Source organism: Streptomyces sp. NPDC014861, from assembly GCF_043081625.1.
Classification (GTDB): domain Bacteria; phylum Actinomycetota; class Actinomycetes; order Streptomycetales; family Streptomycetaceae; genus Streptomyces.
This window is the reverse complement of sequence record NZ_JBIBWV010000003.1, coordinates 361,901-380,244: the sequence shown is the minus strand read 5'-3', so window position 1 is coordinate 380,244 and position 18,344 is coordinate 361,901. Positions and strand designations below refer to the sequence as shown.

14 protein-coding genes and 1 riboswitch are annotated in these 18,344 nt (G+C 74.1%); of the genes, 7 read left to right on the top strand and 7 right to left on the bottom strand.

The genetic code is table 11. The features are described 5' to 3' along the window. Positions 1–236 precede the first annotated feature (236 nt). Positions 237–833: a DUF2165 domain-containing protein gene (locus tag ACF1BN_RS08340; RefSeq protein ID WP_392330794.1), complete on the bottom strand. Its 597-nt coding sequence runs from the start codon at positions 831–833 to the stop codon at positions 237–239. A 237-nt stretch (positions 834–1,070) separates the two neighbouring features. Here ACF1BN_RS08340 and ACF1BN_RS08335 point away from each other — a divergent pair, with 237 nt between their 5' ends. After that, positions 1,071–2,162, top strand: coding sequence for a PP2C family protein-serine/threonine phosphatase (locus tag ACF1BN_RS08335; protein ID WP_392330793.1), 1,092 nt, complete (start codon positions 1,071–1,073; stop codon positions 2,160–2,162). A gap of 70 nt (positions 2,163–2,232) precedes the next feature. Here ACF1BN_RS08335 and ACF1BN_RS08330 read toward each other — a convergent pair whose 3' ends face one another. Then, a complete protein-coding gene (locus ACF1BN_RS08330; protein ID WP_392330792.1) occupies positions 2,233–4,629 on the bottom strand; it encodes a SpoIIE family protein phosphatase in 2,397 nt (798 codons plus the stop codon). A gap of 193 nt (positions 4,630–4,822) precedes the next feature. Then, positions 4,823–5,046, top strand: a riboswitch (cobalamin riboswitch). A 169-nt stretch (positions 5,047–5,215) separates the two neighbouring features. On the opposite strand from ACF1BN_RS08330, the gene metE reads away from it, so the two are divergent. The 4 genes from metE (at position 5,216) to ACF1BN_RS08310 (ending at position 12,290) form a co-directional block, all read left to right on the top strand. Continuing rightward, positions 5,216–7,540 carry a 5-methyltetrahydropteroyltriglutamate--homocysteine S-methyltransferase gene (metE, locus tag ACF1BN_RS08325; protein WP_392330791.1) on the top strand — a complete coding sequence of 775 codons (2,325 nt, stop codon included), beginning with the start codon at positions 5,216–5,218 and terminating at the stop codon, positions 7,538–7,540. 182 nt (positions 7,541–7,722) lie between these two features. Next, positions 7,723–9,366 carry a malate synthase A gene (locus tag ACF1BN_RS08320; RefSeq protein WP_392330790.1) on the top strand — a complete coding sequence of 548 codons (1,644 nt, stop codon included), beginning with the start codon at positions 7,723–7,725 and terminating at the stop codon, positions 9,364–9,366. 65 nt (positions 9,367–9,431) lie between these two features. After that, positions 9,432–10,229: a dihydropteroate synthase gene (gene folP, locus ACF1BN_RS08315; protein WP_392331012.1), complete on the top strand. Its 798-nt coding sequence runs from the start codon at positions 9,432–9,434 to the stop codon at positions 10,227–10,229. Positions 10,230–10,883: 654 nt separating this feature from the next. Further along, complete coding sequence (locus ACF1BN_RS08310) at positions 10,884–12,290, top strand: short-chain fatty acyl-CoA regulator family protein (RefSeq protein ID WP_392330789.1); 1,407 nt, start codon at positions 10,884–10,886, stop codon at positions 12,288–12,290. A 3-nt stretch (positions 12,291–12,293) separates the two neighbouring features. On the opposite strand, the gene ACF1BN_RS08305 is transcribed toward ACF1BN_RS08310, so the two are convergent. Next, a complete protein-coding gene (locus tag ACF1BN_RS08305) occupies positions 12,294–13,214 on the bottom strand; it encodes a cobalamin-binding protein (protein ID WP_392330788.1) in 921 nt (306 codons plus the stop codon). Between the two features lie 347 nt (positions 13,215–13,561). Here ACF1BN_RS08305 and ACF1BN_RS08300 point away from each other — a divergent pair, with 347 nt between their 5' ends. Together ACF1BN_RS08300 and cobF are read left to right on the top strand one after the other, a co-directional pair. Then, on the top strand, positions 13,562–13,837 hold the full coding sequence (locus ACF1BN_RS08300) for a hypothetical protein (RefSeq protein ID WP_392330787.1): 276 nt from the start codon (positions 13,562–13,564) through the stop codon (positions 13,835–13,837). Between the two features lie 55 nt (positions 13,838–13,892). After that, positions 13,893–14,693, top strand: a complete 801-nt coding sequence (cobF, locus tag ACF1BN_RS08295; protein ID WP_392330786.1) for a precorrin-6A synthase (deacetylating) — start codon at positions 13,893–13,895, stop codon at positions 14,691–14,693. 44 nt (positions 14,694–14,737) lie between these two features. Here cobF and ACF1BN_RS08290 read toward each other — a convergent pair whose 3' ends face one another. From ACF1BN_RS08290 to ACF1BN_RS08275, 4 genes are all read right to left on the bottom strand, one after another. Next, positions 14,738–15,685, bottom strand: a complete 948-nt coding sequence (locus tag ACF1BN_RS08290; protein ID WP_392330785.1) for a poly-gamma-glutamate hydrolase family protein — start codon at positions 15,683–15,685, stop codon at positions 14,738–14,740. A 91-nt stretch (positions 15,686–15,776) separates the two neighbouring features. Further along, positions 15,777–17,021, bottom strand: coding sequence for a mannosyltransferase family protein (locus ACF1BN_RS08285; RefSeq protein ID WP_392330784.1), 1,245 nt, complete (start codon positions 17,019–17,021; stop codon positions 15,777–15,779). A gap of 282 nt (positions 17,022–17,303) precedes the next feature. Then, positions 17,304–17,765: a hypothetical protein gene (locus tag ACF1BN_RS08280; RefSeq protein ID WP_392330783.1), complete on the bottom strand. Its 462-nt coding sequence runs from the start codon at positions 17,763–17,765 to the stop codon at positions 17,304–17,306. Further along, positions 17,758–18,282, bottom strand: a complete 525-nt coding sequence (locus ACF1BN_RS08275; RefSeq protein ID WP_392330782.1) for a SigE family RNA polymerase sigma factor — start codon at positions 18,280–18,282, stop codon at positions 17,758–17,760. The genes ACF1BN_RS08280 and ACF1BN_RS08275 overlap by 8 nt, the downstream gene beginning before the upstream one ends. Positions 18,283–18,344: the final 62 nt, after the last annotated feature.

Here is an 18,344-nt window from a genome sequence, read left to right as displayed (position 1 = left end):
GCACCGAGGCCCCGCCGCGTACCACGTCTTCTGGCCACACCACGTCCCGTTTCGCTCTGGCGTTCGGAATTCGTCTTCGAGGCCGATCCCGCGGCCGCCACCATCCTTCGGGCCGCGGGGCCACGGCCCGACCGACACGCCCAAGGCCCACGGGTCCGTCACCGCACCGGAGCAGTCGGCGATCGGGCCGGGCGGTGACCCGGCCACGGGTGACGGCGGGGGCGACGCGGCGCGCGTCAGGTCTCTTCCGTACCGGACCGCCGGACCCCGGGCAGATGCACGACGAGGAGGGTGAGGGCGGCCAGCGCGACATTGCGGAACGCGGCGTCCAGACCGTTCCAGTCGGACGACTGCCACATGGCGAACCACTCGCCCCCGATCGCGAGGAATCCCGCCCCGAAGAGCAGCAGCACCATCACCAGACCCACCGTGCTCGCGGCGCGGGCGCGTTCGTACGCCTGGCGACGCAGCCCCGAGAGCCAGAACCAGGTCGCGGCGAGGAGCACCAGCGCGGCCAGCGTCTCCCAGACGATCACGGCCACGTACGCGGCGTTCTGGAGGGCGGGCGACTCGACCGCGCGCCACATCAGGTCAGGGTCCTCGAACGTGGTGTCCATGCTCAGGACGTGCTGGACGAACTGCTGATTCGTCCCGAAGTCCGTGATGTTCCCGAAGGCCACCAGCGTCATGTACAGCGCGACGGTCGCCGTCAGCGCGGTCGCCGCGACCTGCGGCGCGCCCAGGCGGAGCAGCCGGTCACGCCGGGTCGCCGCACCCGTTCCCGATGCGCGGGCGCCCGGTTCCGCGCCGCTCCGCCGGTCGGCCTCCGCCATGGCTGTGTCCTCCCTCGTCGTCGCGCGGGCCCTCGGACCGCGGTCGTACCGTCCCTTCCCCGTCTCCGCGGCCCCCAGCCCTTCACCTGCCCCCCTGCCGGCGGTGCGCGGACCGCCCGGTCAGGACGCCCTCCGTGACCTGCCTCCTGCCACGGGTGACGGATCCAGGTGGTCCGTCGCGCGCGGGGCAGCGCCGTCACGTCGCTGAGCGGGCTGCTCGCGGATACGCTGGGATTCATGATCGAGTCCGGACAGCCGCGGCTCCGTCGAAGCTACGGCTACGGCAGGCTCGTGCGGCTGTCGCCGGTGATTCTGACCGTCGTGATCGCCGGCCTGGCCTACGCCACTCCGCCGGAAATGGCGTTCAGCCGCCTCCTGCCCGCGGCGCCGGCACTGGCCGCCGCCATGTGGCCGGTCCTCCCGACGGTCCTGCTCGGAACCGTCTGCCTCCTCCTGATGATCGGCCTCAGCTTCGTCTTCCCCGACCTGGGGACGTGGTGGACGTGCGGCGGGATCGTCGCGGTCACCGTGGCCGCCGCCTACGGAAGCCATGTCCGGCTCAAACGGGAGCGCACCCTCTTCCAGGTCCGGCTCGTCGCCGACGCGGCCCAGCAGGTGGTGCTGCGGCCCCTGCCGCACCGCTTCCGGAACGTCGAGATCGAGTCGCTGTACCTCGCGGCCGCGGCGGAAGCCCGAATCGGCGGGGACTTCTACGAGGTGGTGGACACCCCCTACGGGGTACGGATGCTCATCGGCGACGTACGCGGCAAGGGCCTGCCGGCCGTGGGGGCCGCCGCGGCGATCGTCAACGCCTTCCGGGAGTCGGCGCACGGCGAACCGTCCCTGGCCGACGTCGCCCGCAGACTCGACGCCAGCTGCGCCCGGCACAACGCCGACCATCCGCCCGAGGCCCCGATGGAGCGCTTCGCCACCGCGCTGCTCGTCGAGGTCCCGAGGCGGGCAGGCCGCATCACCATCGTCAACTGCGGACACCCCCCGCCCCTGGTCCACGCCTCGCGGAGCGTACGGATCCTCGAACCGTCCGTTCCGTCGCCGCTGCTCAGCCTCGCGGAGCTGATCGGCGGGGAGTACCGCGCGGACACCTTCGAGTTCGCCCCCGGAGAGCTCCTCCTGCTGTACACGGACGGGATCGCCGAGACCCGTGCCCGGGACGGCGAGTTCTTCCCCTTGACGGCGTGGATGCGCCGGCAGCCCCGGACGCCTCCCCGTGATCTGCTCACGGCCCTGCACCACGATCTGCTCCGCCACAGCAAGGGCAGCCTCGACGACGACATCGCCGCGCTGGCCGTACGGCTGCGCGCGCCGTGAGCCGGCGCCCGGCCGGCTGACGGTGGGCGACGGGGAAAGGACGGGCGGTGGGCGGGGCCGTGGGCGGGCGTCACGGCACGGGCAGGGCCTGTTCCGCCCAGATCGTCTTGCCCGTCGGCATGTACCGCGTGCCCCAGTGGTCGGTGAGCTGGGCGACCATGAACAGGCCGCGTCCGCCCTCCTCGTCGTTGCCGGCGTGACGGGCGTGCGGGGAGGTGTGCTGGGAGTCGGAGACCTCGCAGATGAGGGAACGGTCCCGGATCAGACGCAGACCGATCGGGCCGGAGGAGTGCCGGATCGCGTTGGTGACCAGTTCGCTGACCACCAGCTCCGTGGTGAAGGCCAGGTCGTCCAGACCCCACCGCTCCAGCTGCTCCGCGGCCATCGCACGCGCGCGGGCGACGAGCGCGGGGTCCGAGGGCAGCTCCCAGTGCGCGACCTGGCGTGCGTCCAGCGCACGGGTGCGCACGACGAGCAGCGTGGCGTCGTCCCGCACCCGGTCCCGCACCAGCTCCGCGACGACCTCGGCGCACAGCAGGTCCGCCGACGATCCCCGCCGCTCCCCGAGGACGGCCGCCAGGCGGCCCAGGCCCGCGTCGACGCCCTGTCCCCGGGCCTCCACCAGGCCGTCGGTGAACAGCACGACCAGGCTTCCGGCGGGGAGTTCCACCTCCGCGCTCTCGTACGGGAGCCGCCCCACGCCCAGCGGCAGCCCCGGCGGCAGGGCGAGGAAGCCGGCGGCGGCGTGCGGCCGCACGACCGCCGGGGTCAGGTGCCCCGCCGCCGCCCAGGTGCTCGTCCGGGACGCCGGGTCGTAGATCCCGTAGACGCACGTCGCCCCGACGGCGCCGCCGCCGTCCGGGCCCTTCACGTTCTGGTCGGACCTTTCCCGTCCGACCTGGTCGTTCAGCCGGGCCAGGAGTTCGTCGGGCGTGAGGTCCAGCTCCGCCAGGGTGCGCACCATCGCGCGCAGTCGCCCCATGGTGGCGGCGGCGCCGAGGCCGTGGCCGACGACGTCCCCCACGACGAGGCCGACCCGCGCGCCGGAGAGCGGGATGACGTCGAACCAGTCGCCGCCGGAGCCGAGGTGGCTGTCGGCGGGCAGGTAGCGGCTGGCCGTCTCGACCGCGCTCAGCTCGGGCAGCGACCGTGGCAGCAGACTGCGCTGGAGCATGAAGGCGGCGGTGCGTTCCCGGCGGTAGCGCCGGGCGTTGTCGATGCACACGGCGGTCCGGGACGCCAGCTCCTCGGCCACCGCCCGGTCGCCGTCGTCGAAGGGTTCCGAGTCGTCGCCCCGCGCGAAGGTGACGAGGCCCAGGGGCCGCCCCCTCATGATCAGCGGGACGTACAGCCGGGTCGGCGCGACCCGGTCGTCCACGGTCGCCCGGCCCTCGGCCAGGCTCTCGGCCTGCGACGATCCGGGACCGTACGAGACCCGCTCGCCCACCCTCGACGCCTCCTCGCCGGACGCGGCCACGCGGACGAGGTCCCCTGCCGCAGCGGCTCCGGGTTCCTCCCCCGCGAGCACCTCCGCCGCCACGTCGACCAGCACGGCGTCGGCGTAGCGCGGCACGGTGGTCCTCGCGAGCTCCGCCGCCGTTCCGGACGGGTCGAGCGAGGCACCGATCCGCGCACCGGCCTCCGCGAGGAGGGCGAGGCGCTGCTGCGCACGGTGGTGGTCGGTGACGTCGATGGACTGCTCGCACACCCCCACCGGTTCTCCCCGGCCGTCGACGAGCCGGAAGTAGGAGGAGGACCAGACGCGCTCGCGGCGCGGGTCGGCCGGGGCGCGGCCGCGGAAGCGCACGTCGATGACCGGCTCACCGGTCTCGAGGATCTGCTGGACGAACTCCTCGGGATCCACCGGATGCTGGGCGGTGAGGACGTCGCCGGGAAAGAGTTCGGTCATGGAGCGGCCCAGTGACGCGGTGAGGTCGCCGCCGAGCTCCCGGACACTGGACGCGTTGGCCCACAGGAGGCGCGCGCCGGGGCCGTAGATGGTCAGGGTCACCGGTGACTGGGTCACGAGCCCCTGGAGCATCGCCTGCCGGGTCTCCCACCAGCGCAGTTCCTCCAGCTCGGCCGCCATGAGGACCGCGGAGGGAGCACGGCCGCCGGTGTCCCCGTGGGCGCCGGGGATCAGCGGACGCAGGGTCACCGCCAGTCGCACGGTGTGTCCGGCGCGGTGGCGCACGTCCACGACGGCGCTGCGGGTCCCGTCGAACCGCGGCCATCGGTCCGGCCGCCGCTCTTCGACCCCGGCGCGGTCGGAGGGCGGGGCGACGAGCAGATCGGCCGCCCGGCGCCCCACCACCCGCGCGGCGGGATACCCCAGGAGGGCCTCGGCCTCACGGCTCCACCCCACGAGCACCCCGTCCGCGGCGAGCAGGGCGAACGCGGCCGGGGGCGGACCGAGCCGCCCACCGTCGTCCGCCCCCGCGGGAGGGGTGAAAGGTAGCCCTTCCATGGTCCCATCATCCTTCCGAGCGGTCCCGCCCGCGCGGGCGCTCGGCCCGCACTCGCCCCCGTCCCCATCCGCCCGCCCACCCACGTGCCGTATCCGGTGACCGCCGGGGAGTGGGACAGCCCCCCGGAGGGGGAATGTCTCATTCCACCGTCCGAATGGCGGATAACCCTCGCCGCTCGACGATTCCGGCCTCTACTCTGACCGGGCAGCTGGTTCGCCCCGTCCGCCAGGCGGGATGCGTCGTAAGAGGGAACCCGGTGGGAATCCGGGACTGCCCCGCAGCGGTGAGCGGGAACGACCGCCGTCATCAGCACTGGGACCGTGAGGTCCTGGGAAGCGACGGCCACTAGGTGCCTGCCTCGGACGAGGCCGGCTTGCCCGCGAGTCCGAAGACCTGCCCGTTGCCCGTACGCGGACCGTTCCGCGTACGGAAGTTCCGGTGACCTCGTGGGCGGGTCGGCGTAGACAGCGAACGGCCGTCGTGATGTTTCCTCACGGCGAGGTCCGTGCGCTCCCTCGTCACCTTCGCGTCCGCGTCCCCTCACCGGGACGTCGATCTGGGCACAACTCGCGAAGGAGAGTCTCCGTGACCACGAAGTCCGCAGCCGCGGCAGCACAGGCCACCGTCCACGGCTACCCCCGCCAGGGTCGGAACCGTGAACTGAAGAAGGCGATCGAGGGCTACTGGAAGGGCCGCGTCTCCGCCGACGCCCTCCGCGCCACCGCTGCCGACCTGCGCCGTTCGAGCCGGCAGCAGCTGGCCGACGCCGGCATCACCGAAGTGCCCACCGGCGACTTCTCGTACTACGACCACGTCCTCGACACCTCCGTGATGGTCGGCGCCGTCCCCGAGCGCCACCGCGAGGCGGTCGCAGCCGACGCCCTGGACGGCTACTTCGCCATGGCGCGCGGCACCCAGGACGTGGCGCCGCTGGAGATGACCAAGTGGTTCGACACCAACTACCACTACCTCGTCCCCGAGTTGGGCCCCGACACGGTCTTCACCGCCGACTCCGCCAAGCAGGTCGCCGAGCTGAAGGAGGCCCTCGCCGAGGGCCGGACGGCCCGCCCGGTCCTCGTCGGCCCGGTCACCTACCTGCTGCTCGCCAAGCCCGCCCCCGGCGTCGACGCCGACTTCGAGCCGATCACCCTGCTCGACCGGCTGCTCCCCGTGTACGCCGAGGTCCTCGCCGACCTGCGTGCCGCCGGCGCCGAGTGGGTCCAGGTCGACGAGCCCGCCCTCGTCCAGGACCGCACCCCGGCCGAACTGAACGCGGCCGCCCGCGCCTACCGCGAACTCGGCGGCGCCACCGACCGGCCCAAGCTCCTGGTCGCCTCCTACTTCGACCGCCTCGGCGACGCGCTCCCGGTCCTCGCCGCCGCCCCGGTCGACGGCCTCGCGCTCGACTTCACCGACTCCGCCGCCGCCAACCTCGACGCCCTCGCCGCCGTGGGCGGCCTGCCCGGCAAGCGTCTCGTCGCCGGTGTCGTCAACGGCCGCAACATCTGGATCAACGACCACCAGAAGTCCCTGGCCACCCTCGGTACCCTGCTCGGCCTCGCCGACCGGGTCGACGTGGCGGCGTCCTGCTCCCTGCTCCACGTCCCGATCGACGCCTCCGTCGAGACCGACATCGACCCCGAGGTCCGGCGCTGGCTGGCCTTCGCCCGCCAGAAGGCCGCCGAGATCGCCACCCTCGCCCGCGGTCTCTCCGAGGGCACCGAGGCCATCGCCGACGAACTGGCCGCCAACCGGGCCGACCTCGCCTCCCGCGCCGGCTCCGCCCTCACCCACGACCCGGCCGTCCGCGCCCGCACCGCGGCCGTCACCGAGGCCGACGGCCGCCGCTCGCAGCCGTACGCCCGGCGCACGGTGGCCCAGCGCGCCCACCTGGGCCTGCCGGTGCTCCCGACCACCACGATCGGTTCCTTCCCGCAGACCGACGAGCTGCGCGTCGCCCGCGCCGACCTGCGCGCCGGCCGGATCGACGCGGCCGGCTACGACGAGCGGATCGAGAACGAGATCCGCGAGGTCATCGCCTTCCAGGAGAAGACCGGCATCGACGTCCTCGTGCACGGCGAGCCCGAGCGCAACGACATGGTGCAGTACTTCGCCGAGCAGCTGGACGGCTACCTCGCCACCCAGCACGGCTGGGTCCAGTCGTACGGCACCCGCTACGTCCGCCCGCCGGTCCTCGCCGGCGACATCTCCCGCCCCGCCCCGATGACGGTGCGCTGGACGACCTACGCCCAGGCGCAGACCGCGAAGCCGGTCAAGGGCATGCTGACCGGCCCGGTCACCATGCTCGCCTGGTCCTTCGTCCGCGACGACCAGCCGCTCGGCGACACCGCCCGCCAGGTCGCCCTCGCCCTGCGCGACGAGGTGAACGACCTGGAGACCGCGGGCACTTCGGTCATCCAGGTCGACGAGCCCGCGCTGCGCGAGACCCTGCCCCTGCGGGCCGAGGACCACGCCGCCTACCTCGACTGGGCCACCGAGTCGTTCCGCCTCACGACCAGCGGAGTCCGGCCCGACACCCAGATCCACACCCACATGTGCTACGCCGAGTTCGGCGACATCGTCCAGGCCATCGACGACCTCGACGCCGACGTCATCAGCCTGGAGGCCACCCGTTCGCACATGCAGGTCGCCGGAGAGCTGGCGGAGCACGGCTACCCGCGCGAGGCCGGCCCGGGCGTCTGGGACATCCACTCGCCCCGCGTCCCCGGCACGGAGGAGGCGGCCGAGCTGCTCCGTACCGGCCTGGAGGCCATCCCCGCCGAGCGGCTGTGGGTCAACCCCGACTGCGGCCTGAAGACCCGCGGCTGGACCGAGACCCGGGCCTCCCTGGAGAACCTGGTCGCCGCGGCCCGCACGGTCCGCGCGGAACTGACGGCCGACAACGGCTGACGCCCCTGGCCCGGGGCCGGACAGCACGCTGTCCGGCCCCGGGCCGAGGAGCCGACGACCCCCGGAGCGACAGGCGGACCCCGTCCCGGCAGCCCAGGGGCTGAGCGGCGCGCACGTCCGGAACGACGACGGGACCGGCGGCCCGGGACCCGTGCACGCAGCCCTTCTCGGAGACACACAGCATGCCCACCCACACACCGACGCCCCGCGTCACGGTCACCGGTCCTCCGGGCGACCGCCACGACGAGATCCTCACACCCGAGGCTCTGGAGTTCCTCGCCCGGCTCGACCGGGCGTTCTCGCGCCGCCGCCGGGAGCTCCTCACCGCGCGCCGCGACCGCGCGGACCGCCTGGCCTCGGGATCGCCGCTGGACTTCCCCCGCGCCACCTCCGCGGTCCGGGACGACCCCCACTGGCGCGTCGCCCCGCCCGCACCGGGACCGGCCGACCGGCGGGTCGAGCTCGTCACGGCGCCCACAGCCCGCGCGGCGGCGGAAGCCCTCACGTCCGGCGCCCCGGTCTGGACGGCGGACTTCGGGGAGACCACCGGCGCGCCCTGGGCCGATGTCGTGGGCGGCCAGCTGGTCCTGCTCGACATCAGCGCCCTGGCGGGCGAACGGCACGTGCCCGGTCGCGGTCTCCCGTCCGTCATGGTCCGCCCCCGGGGGTGGCACCTCGAAGAGGAACACCTCACGATCGACGGGCGCCCCCTGTCGGCCTCCCTGGTCGACTTCGGCCTGTACTTCTTCCACTGCGCCGAGCGGCTCGTCCCCACCGGCGCCGGCCCCCGCTTCTCCCTCCCCGAGCTGGAGAGCCGGTACGAGGCCCGGCTGTGGAACGACGTGTTCCTCCTCGCCCAGGACCTGCTGGGCGTCCCGCACGGCAGCGTGAGGGCCACCGCCGTCATCGAGACGGTCACGGCCGCGTTCGAGATGGAGGAGATCCTCTACGAACTCCGCGAACACAGCGCGGGGCTCGGCGCCGACCGCTGGGGCTACCTGTTCAGTCTGGTCAGGACCTTCGGGCACCGGGCCAGGTTCCTGCTGCCCGACCGCACGGACCTCACCCCGACCGCGCCCTTCCTGCGCGCCTACGACGAGCTCCTCGTCCGCACCTGCCACCGGCGCGGGGCGCACGCGATCGGCGGGCCCACCACGCCTCCCCCACCCGGAGGAGCCGCCCCCGGCACCGCCGACCGTTCCCGCGCACGGGCCGAGAGGGAGCACGAGGCCCGGATCGGCTTCGACGGTTCCTCGGTGACGGACCCCGGCCTGGTGCCGCTCTGCGCGAAGGTGTTCGACCGCCACCTCTCCGGCCGCCCCCACCAGATCCACCGCACCCTCGACTCCGTACGGGTGCGCGCCGAGGACCTGCTCACCCTGCACCGCACCGCGCCGGCGCCGGAGACCGAGCGGGTCCGCGCGGACGTGGCCCTCGCGCTGAGGTACTTCGACGCCTGGCTGAGGGGCACCGGTACGGTCGCGCCCGACGCACGGCCGAGGGGCATCGATACGGTCGCGCCCGATGCGTGGCTGGGTGGCACCGGTACGGTCGCGCCCGACGCGCTCCTGGTCGACGCCGCCGGAGCGGAGCTCGCGCGTGCCCGGCTCTGGCAGTGGCTCCGGCAACGGCTCGTCCCGCAGGAGCGGTTGTTCGGTCTGATCGCCACCGAGGCCGCCGCCCTCGCCGCAGAGCGGCCGGACGCCCTCGCCGCGGAGGCCCGCGAACTCCTCGAACGGTCCCTGGTCGCCCGCGAGCTGCCGGCCCTCTTCACCGGCGAGGCCCCCGGGCACCGGTTCGCCCTGCGGACCGGGGTCCCCTCGTGACCGCCCCGGGCCGTCCCGCGCGCGCCTCGGTGGCGGGTCTGCCCGGCTGGGACCGGTGCGCGGTCATGGGCGTGGTGAACGTGACGCCCGACTCCTTCTCCGACGGCGGCCGGTGGTTCGATCCGGCCACGGCGGTCAAGCACGGTCTGGACCTCGTGGCCGAGGGCGCCGACCTCGTCGACGTGGGAGGCGAGTCGACCCGTCCCGGCGCGACCCGCGTCGACGAGGAGGAGGAACTGCGCCGCGTCGTCCCCGTCGTACGGGAACTGGCCGCCGAAGGCATCCTGGTCTCGGTCGACACGATGCGCGCCTCCGTCGCGGCGCGCGCGGTGGAGGCGGGTGCCGCCCTCGTCAACGACGTCAGCGGCGGTCTTGCCGACCCCGCCATGCTCCCCGCCGTGGCGGCCTGCGGCGTGCCGTTCGTCGTGATGCACTGGCGCGGTTTCAGCCACGACATGGCGAGCAGGGCCGTGTACGGGAACGTGGTGCGGGAGGTCGTCGACGAGCTCGCGGCGCGCGTCGAGGCGGTCGTCGCCGCGGGGATCGGTCCGGAGCGGCTCGTGGTCGATCCGGGGCTCGGCTTCGCGAAGCGGCCGGAGCACGATCTCGCTCTGCTCGGCGGCCTGGCCGAGCTGCGCGCGCTGGGTCTCCCCGTCCTGGTGGCGGGCTCCCGGAAGAGGTTCCTGGGGCACGTCCTCGCGGACGCGGACGGCACACCGCCTCCCGCTCACGCGAGGGACGCCGCGACCGCCGCCGTGTCGGCGATCGCGGCCTACGAGGGGGCGTGGGCGGTGCGGGTCCACGACGTCGGCGCGACGGCGGACGCCGTCCGGGTCGCCGGGGCGGTCTCGTCGGCCGGCTGACGAGACACCGGGCCGGTTCCGGCTTCCCCGCGAGGGACGTCGCACCCGCGAAGGACGTCGCGCCGCGAAGGACGCGGTGCCAAGGCGGGAAGGCGGAGCGGGGTGCGGTGGACACCACTCCGCCGCACCCCTTCCTCCACGTGCCGCCGGGCCCCTCAGCCCGACGGCGGAACCGGGCCCTCAGCCCCGGTCGTCGATGGGGAGCCACCCTCCGCGCGCGTCCGTCGCCCGACGCCGCTCCGGCTCCCGCGCCGCCCCGGCCGCCTCTCCGCGGCCGTGGCGGTCCCCCCGTGGATCGTGTGACTTGCCAACACTCCTGCAGAACAGAGGGAGCCGATGGCACCATGTGCCTCGGTCGAGGGATCGCAGCCGCCGGACCCACGGAATGGGATCGGAGCAATCACGCGGTCGACCCAGTCGAACTGCCGGGATCTCCGACGTCAGGACGCTCAAAGAGCCCTGATCGTTCTCCTCGGTCGCCGAGGTCCGGCGGCCACGGCTCCACTCTGGCACTGGCACCCAGTGCCATCAAGAAGCGAGGCCCGCCAAGTTCTGCGAATCTTCCGATCTCGATCTGCGAAGATTGCGAAGCTTGGCAGCGGCGGATTCGCGCGTACGCTGAGGGCCGGTCGAGCGAACGGCGGAGGAGTACGGGTGGCCAAGACGTACGCGGGGGCGCGACTGCGCCGGCTGCGCGAGGAACGGCGGATGAGCCAGGCCGAACTGGCCCGGGTCCTCGGGATCTCGCCGAGCTACCTGAACCAGATGGAGCACGACTCCCGTCCTCTGACCGTTCCGGTGCTGCTGCGCCTGACCGAGGCGTTCGGCGTCGACCCCGGCTTCTTCTCCGAGCGTGACACCAGCCGGCTCGTTGCCGACCTGCGCGAGGCCCTCGCCGGTGAGGTCGCCGCCGCCCGGGTGTCCGCCTCGGACCTGGCCGAGCTGGCGCAGCGGATGCCGGCCGTCGCCTCCGTCCTGGTCGACCTCGGCCGTCGGAGCCAGCAGCTCGCCGAGCGGCTCGCCGACGCGGCCGACGGCCGGGACGACTCCGGCGCAGCCGCCCCGCGCTCCCCGCACGAGGAGATCCGGGAGTTCTTCTACCGGCGGCAGAACTACCTCCACGACAGCGACCTCGCCGCCGAGAGGCTGGCCCGCGAGATCGGCATCCGCCCCGGGGACGTCCTCCAGAACCTCGCCCGGCGGCTCGACGAGCGCCACCGGATCCGGCTCGCCGCCGACTCCGACCGCCTCCACCACTACGACCCCGCGAGCCGGGTGCTGCACCTCTCCGGGCGGCTGCGGCCGGGCCAGCAGGCCTTCCGGATGGCCACCCAGCTCGCCCTTCTGGAGTACGACGACGAGCTGGACCGGCTCGCCACCGAGGACTTCGAGCCCGGCTCCCCCGCCCACCGCCTCGCCCGCATCGGCATCGCGAACTACTTCGCCGCCGCGCTGATCCTCCCCTACGGCGCCTTCCACACGGCCGCCGAGGAGGTCCGCTACGACATCGAGCGGCTCACCGACCGGTTCGGGCTCGGCTACGAGACGGTCTGCCACCGTCTGAGCACCCTTCAGCGCCCGCGACTGCGCGGAGTGCCCTTCTCCTTCGTCCGCGTCGACCGGGCCGGCAACATGTCGAAGCGCCAGTCCGCCACCGGCTTCCACTTCTCCCGCGCCGGCGGCACCTGCCCGCTGTGGAACGTGTACGAGGCGTTCGCCTCGCCCGGCCGCATCCACGTCCAGGTCGCGGCGATGCCCGACGGGCAGCGGTACCTGTGGACCGCCCGGGCCGTCACCCGGCACCTCGGCGGCTGGGGCGAGCCGGGCAAGACCTTCGCCATCGGCCTGGGCTGCGAACTCCGCCACGCCCACCGTCTCGTGTACTCCGACGGCCTGGACCTCGACAACACCTCCGCCGCCACCCCGATCGGCATGGGCTGCCGGCTGTGCGAACGCCTCGACTGTCCCCAGCGCGCCGTCCCGCCCCTCGGCCGCGCGCTGGCCGTCGACGAGAGCAGCAGCACCTTCGTCCCGTACCCGGTGGCGCGCGACCGGACGTAGGCATCAGGTCCGGGGCAGCCGCCGCGCCTCCGCCCCGGTGACGGGTTCCCCCACGCGTACGCCGTGCAGCACGTGGGCCAGGACCTCCGTGCCCCGGACCACGCGAGGGCCCGGCCGGTTGAAGTAGGCGGGTCCGTCCAGGACCCACACCTCGCCGGAACGGACGGCGGGAAGGTCCGCCCAGCCGGGCAGCCCCGTGAGCAGGTCGATCTCGGACAGAGTCCGCTCGGGAGGGAACCCGCACGGCAGCACCAGGAGGACGTCCGGGCGGGCCGCCCGCACCGCGTCCCACGTCATGGGCGCGGTGTGCTCCCCCGGCGTGGCGAGCAGTGCCTCGCCGCCCGCGCCGAAGATCTGCTCCGGTACCCAGTGCCCGGCGGGCCAGAGCGGGTCGAGCCACTCGACGGCCACGACCCGCGGGCGCGGGCCTCCCGCCGTGGCCCGCCGGACCGCGTCGAGCCGGCCGCGCCACTCCGCCCGCCGGCGCTCGGCCGTGTCGCGGACTCCCAGGAGCTCGCCCACCGTGACGAGGCAGTCGAGGACGTCGTCCAGGGTGCGGGGCTCCAGGCTCAGGACCCGGGGTCCGGCGTCCAGGAGACGCGCCGCGCGGGACACCGGCTCGTAGGACACGGCGCAGACCCGGCAGAGGTCCTGGGTGAGCAGGACGTCCGGAGCGAGCGCGGCGAGGGCTTCCGTGTCCAGGGTGTAGAGCGAGGACCCGCGGTGCTCCGCGCCGCCCACCGCGGTGGAGATCTCCCGGCTGCTGAGCGAGTTCGCGTCGAACTCGGCCCGTGTGACGACGGGTACGGAGGCGACCTCGGCGGGCGGCCAGTCGCATTCGTGGGTGCGTCCGACCAGGTGGGCGGCGAGTCCGAGGTCGGCCACGATGTCCGTGGCCGCCGGCAGCAGGGAGACGATGCGCATACGCCGACTGTAGGCGCGCGGGTGACGGCCCTGAGCTCCGCGACAACCTGATCCTCGCGGTCTCGACGACCGGCGTCAGCCAGGCGTTCGTCCTCACCGGGAGCCTCGGCCCGGCCCGAGGCCCTGGACGCGCCGCACCTCCCTCTCATGACCGAGGTTCTCGCCGAGCAGGACCGCGAACACCGACCCGCCGCCGCGGGTCGCCCAGGTCCGTCCGTGGTCGCACGGGTGCGGCGGTTCCCCGCGGGGCGAGCCGCCGCACCCGCCTTCCCCGGGAACTCTCGGCTCCATTCGTCCGTATGCCGGTATGGCGCGGATCGACCGACCGGCGACCTCAGGGGGATGGGATGAAGCCGCGAGCCCGACACATCGTCGTCGACGGGGAGGAACTCGTCGTCCTGCCCGTGCACGACTTCGACAACCTGCTGGCGAGCCGTCGGCAGCTGGGCGGCCAGGCGGCCCGCGTACGGTCCCTGCGTGAGGGACTGACCGAGCTCATCGAGTGCGTACAGGCCCTGGAGCAGCGGCTGGGATCCGCCGAGCCGGTACCGGACCGGGCGGATCTGGCCGCCGAGCTCCGCAGGCGCCTGCACCGCGCGCGGAAGCTCACCGGAATGAGCTGAGCAGGCTCGCGGGACACCTCCCCCCGCGCACACACGATCAAGGAGCACCCGGGCGTTGAACGACAGGACCAGACACCTCGCGGTCATCGGCATCGGCTCCGGTGACCCCGACCAGTTGACCCTCGGGGCCGTGAGGGCCATGCGCGGGACGGATGTGTTCTTTCTCCTCGACAAGGGCCGGGAGAAGGCCTCTCTGGTCCGGCTCCGCCGCGCCATGCTCGACGAGCACGCCACCGGGTCCCACCGCATCGTCGAGGCGGCCGACCCGTGGCGCGACCGCGCGCAGGAGGGGACCTCCGGATACCGGGAGGCCGTCCACGACTGGCGCCGCCGGCGCGCCGACGTCTGCGAGGGGCTGATCCGGGACGAGTTGGCGCCCGGGGAGCGCGGAGCGTTCCTCGTGTGGGGCGACCCCTCGCTGTACGACAGCACCCTGGCCGTCCTGGAGACCATCGCGGCCCGGGGGAACGTGACGTTCACCTACGAGGTGATCCCGGGCGTCAGCAGCGTCTCCACGCTCGCGGCGCGCCACCGCATCGGGCTCAACCGGGTGGGCCGCCCGCTCCACATCACCCCTGGCCGGCAGCTCTCCGAGACGCTGGGCGCCCTCGGCAACGACGACGGCGACGTCGTCGTGATGCTCGACGCCCACGAGTCCTTCGGGCACCTCTCCGGTGACGGCACGTGGATCTATTGGGGTGCCTACCTCGGCACCCCGGACGAGATCCTCGTCTCCGGTCCGCTGGGAGAGGTCGCCGACGAGATCCGGCGGGTACGGGCCGAGGCCCGTGCCACGCACGGCTGGATCATGGACACGTATCTGCTGAGGCCCACGACCGAGGTCGCGCATCCCTAGGGGGCGCCGCGCAGCGAGCCCGGCCTGACCGGCAGGACACTCCCTCAGGCGGCGAGACCGCGTTCATGGCGGTCGACGGCCTCGCGCACGGCGTCGACGAAGCCGTTCCAGTGGGCGGGGGCGTCCGGCGCGGTCTCGGAGGCCACGCCGGCGGTCTTGCGGCGGTCGGAGCCGCTGCCGAACCTGCCGAACATGGCTCTGCGCAGCTCGGTGGAGGTCTCCAGCTGCGCGCCGGCCCCGGTCCGCGTGCGGTTGACGATGTTGTCCGGGTCGTCGCCGTTCAGCTCGGCGGCGGCCCCCGCGACGACCACCTCGACCCCGAGCGAGGCGTTCAGCCCGTGCTCGTCGAAGGCCTTCGCCAGATTGCGGATCAGCCGCTGGTCCCGGCCGCCGATGAGGATCCGCTTGGCCAGGGGGGCGTCGTCGGGCTTGAAGCCGTGGAGGGACACCGCGTACAGGTTGTTGCCGCAGACGGCCAGCGCGGCGGGGTCGTCGCAGTTCGTCGAGGTGACGTGGAGGGGCTTGACGGGGGCGGGGAGGGAGGCCGTCAGCGTCTCGAACATCCAGTAGTCGCGCTGCACCGCACCCGGGGTGACCGTGTCCGGCTTCGGTTCGGTCCCGGGCTCGGCGCGGTCGTAGCCGGCGAGGGTGAGGCAGAGTTCGGTGGTGCCCGCCTCCAGGCCGCCGCCGTGCGGGGCGATGATCGCCGTGCTGCGCACGGGGGCGCTCGTGAGGAGGGAGAGCGGGGCGGTCGCCGACGGGTCCTTCGCGTAGTCGTTCAGGGTGCCCGGGACGCCGCAGCGGAAGCGGCGCATCCAGTGGACGCCCTCCACGTAGTCGCCGCTGCTGTAGAGCGCCGCGTTCGACGCGAACTCGGCGGGCCCGGCCGCGGCGGCCGTGCCGCCGTTCCCCGCGAGGTCGTTGAGGAGGGGCAGGGTGGCGGCAGCGGCGGCGACGGAGCTGAGGAGGGTGCGTCGGCTGGTGAGATTCATGAGGTGATCATCTCAAGATGATCACCTCGGACGGGGGCTGAGGGCTGAGGGACGAGGGACGAGGGGCGAGGGGCGTGGGCCGCGCGGTCGTTCAGCCCGCCCAGCGTCCCGAGAAGTAGGTGACGGCGAGGACGACGGCGAGCGGGGCGGACAGGAACAGCCACACCGCCGTCCTCCAGGGCGCACGCAGCGTCCAGGCGGCGAGGCCGACCCAGAGCGGCCACCACAGCAGCGTCGCGCGGGGGACGGACATGTACCAGTACGAGGTGCCGAGCGCCCAGAGGCTGAGCGCGATGTAGACCGCCTCGGGCCAGCGGCGGGCGCGGGCGAGCAGGGCGACGGCGGCGATCCCGACCACCATGGCGACGAGTTCGGCCTGCCACAGGAGCGCGTACGCGCTTGAGTGGCCGTGGCCGAAGGCGGCGTCCCAGGTGGTGCTCCAGGACTCCCACGGGGCGTGGAACTGCCGGTACCAGCCGCGCTCCTGGGCGTGCTTCCACGCCATCCAGTCCCCGGTGCGGCCGTGCAGGTACCAGACGTACAGCAGCGGCGGGAGCGCGGGCACCGCCAGCCAGGGAAGCCGGCGGACCACGCCACGGCGGCGGGCCGTGAGGGCGAAGTGGACGACGAGCGCGGCGAGCAGGAAGAGGCCGGTCACGCGCACGGTGGTGGCCCCGGCGGTGAGCAGCGCGGCGAGCCGCCAGGCGTCGCGGCGGGCGGCGAGCCAGGCGGGGAGGGCGAAGGCGAGGAACAGCGACTCGGTGTAGCCGACGGCGAGGAACACCGCGCACGGCGAGACGAGCAGCAGCAGGACGGCCCGGCGGGAGTCGGACGTCTCGGGCAGGTGCTGCCGTGCGACGCGACCGAGGGCGAGGACGGCGACGGCGCCCGCGAGCAGGGAGACGAGGAGTCCCGCCGCGGTCCAGTCCCCCACGACGAGGTGCGCCGCCCGCAGGGCGAAGGGGAAGCCCGGGAAGAACGCCTCCCTGTTGTCCCACGGCTCGGGACGGGCGGCGGGGTCGTCGGGGAAGTAGCCGTCGCGGGCGATGTGCAGGTAGTGGTCCCAGTCCCACCGCCCGACGACCTCCGCGAAGGAGTCGGGCCGGTGGGCCTCGGGATCGCGGGGGAAGAGCCAGGCGGTGCAGTAGGCGATCAGGAGGAGGGTGACGCGGGTGAGCAGGTAGAGGGCGAGGACGTCGCGGTCGGCGGCGTCGAGACGGAGCGCTCGGGGGACGCGGAGTCGCGTCCGCAGGGGAGGGGGAGGGGTCGGGGTCGGGGGTGTGTCGGGTATGTCCTGGGCCCTCGGTGCTCGCGGGGCGTCCTCTGTCACGGTCATGGGGGGCTGCAATCGTTCGGGGGCATGGCGGGGCGGGGGACCCGGTGTCGATGAGGTGACCGGTCCCGCGTGGGGTCTGCTCGGTGTGCGGCGGCCAGGGGGAGGGCGCTGCCCGGCCCGGCCGGTCATGCGCCGGCGGGGTGTCCGGGGCGCTGCCCGGCCCCGCCTGTTGGGCGTCGGCGCAGGGTCCTGGGGCGCTGCCCGGACCCGCCCGCTGTGCGGCGGCGAAGGGTAAGGGGCTGCCCGGCCCCGATCGGTGGGGGCCGGCGGGAGGGCCGGGTGCTACCCGGCGCCTCCCGGTGGAGTGGTGGTCGTGGTGGCGCCGGGCCGGGTGGTGCCCGTGGACGTGGGGATGCCGGCGGGCGGGGTGGTGGTGGTGCCGACCGACGGGGCCTGGGTCGTGGACGGGGGGGTCGGGGGCGGCGCGGTGGTCGTGTCGGCGGGGGCCGGTCCGATCACGGACGGGCTCGTCGCCGGGACCACGGGCTGGGGCGGGCCCGCGAGCAGGGCGCCCAGCGCGGCCCCTCCCCCGCCCACGACCAGGCAGGCTCCCGCGGCGAGCACCGCGAGGCGGCGCCGGTGGACGCGACGGCCCCGGGCACTGATCTCACCGGCCGGGGCGTACGCGGCACGGGCCCGGCCCGCCGCGGCGGCCTGCTCGAAGAGCGCCTTCAGCGGGTCGGCGGAGGAGGCGCCGGACGGCTCGCGGGCGGGGTCCTGCGACGGACCGTGGGAGTCATGCATCGGGTGCCTCCTCGCTGGACGGGTGGGCGGTGCGGGGGCTGCGCGGGTCCTCGATGCGGTGGGCGAGCGCGGCCCGTCCGCGGGAGAGGTGGGTCTTGACGGTGCCGGTCGACAGGCCCGTCTCGGCGGCGACCTGGTCGACGCTCAGGTCGCACAGGTAGTGGAGGGCGAGGGTGCGGCGTTGCTGCTGCGGCAGTCCCCGCATGGCCTCGACGAGGACGAGGTGGTCGGGCTCGGGGCCCTCCACCGCCGCGGGCGCCGCGGCGTCACGCCGCCACGCCTCGGCGGTACGCCTGCGGAAGCGCCAGCGGCTGACCGCGAGCCGCCAGGCGACCGTACGGATCCATGCCTCCGGCTGACCGTCCCGGTCCAACTGCCGCCGGCGGTTCCAGCCCTTGACGAAGGCCTCCTGCACGACGTCCTGCGCCTCGTGCAGATCGCCCAGCATCACGTACAACTGCCCCGTGAGCCGCGCCACCGCATGGGCGTAGAACTCTTCGAACTCCTCGACCGTCAACGAACGACTCCCGCATCTCCGACTACACCCCGCATACGCCTGCCGCCGGGTCCCCGGTTGAC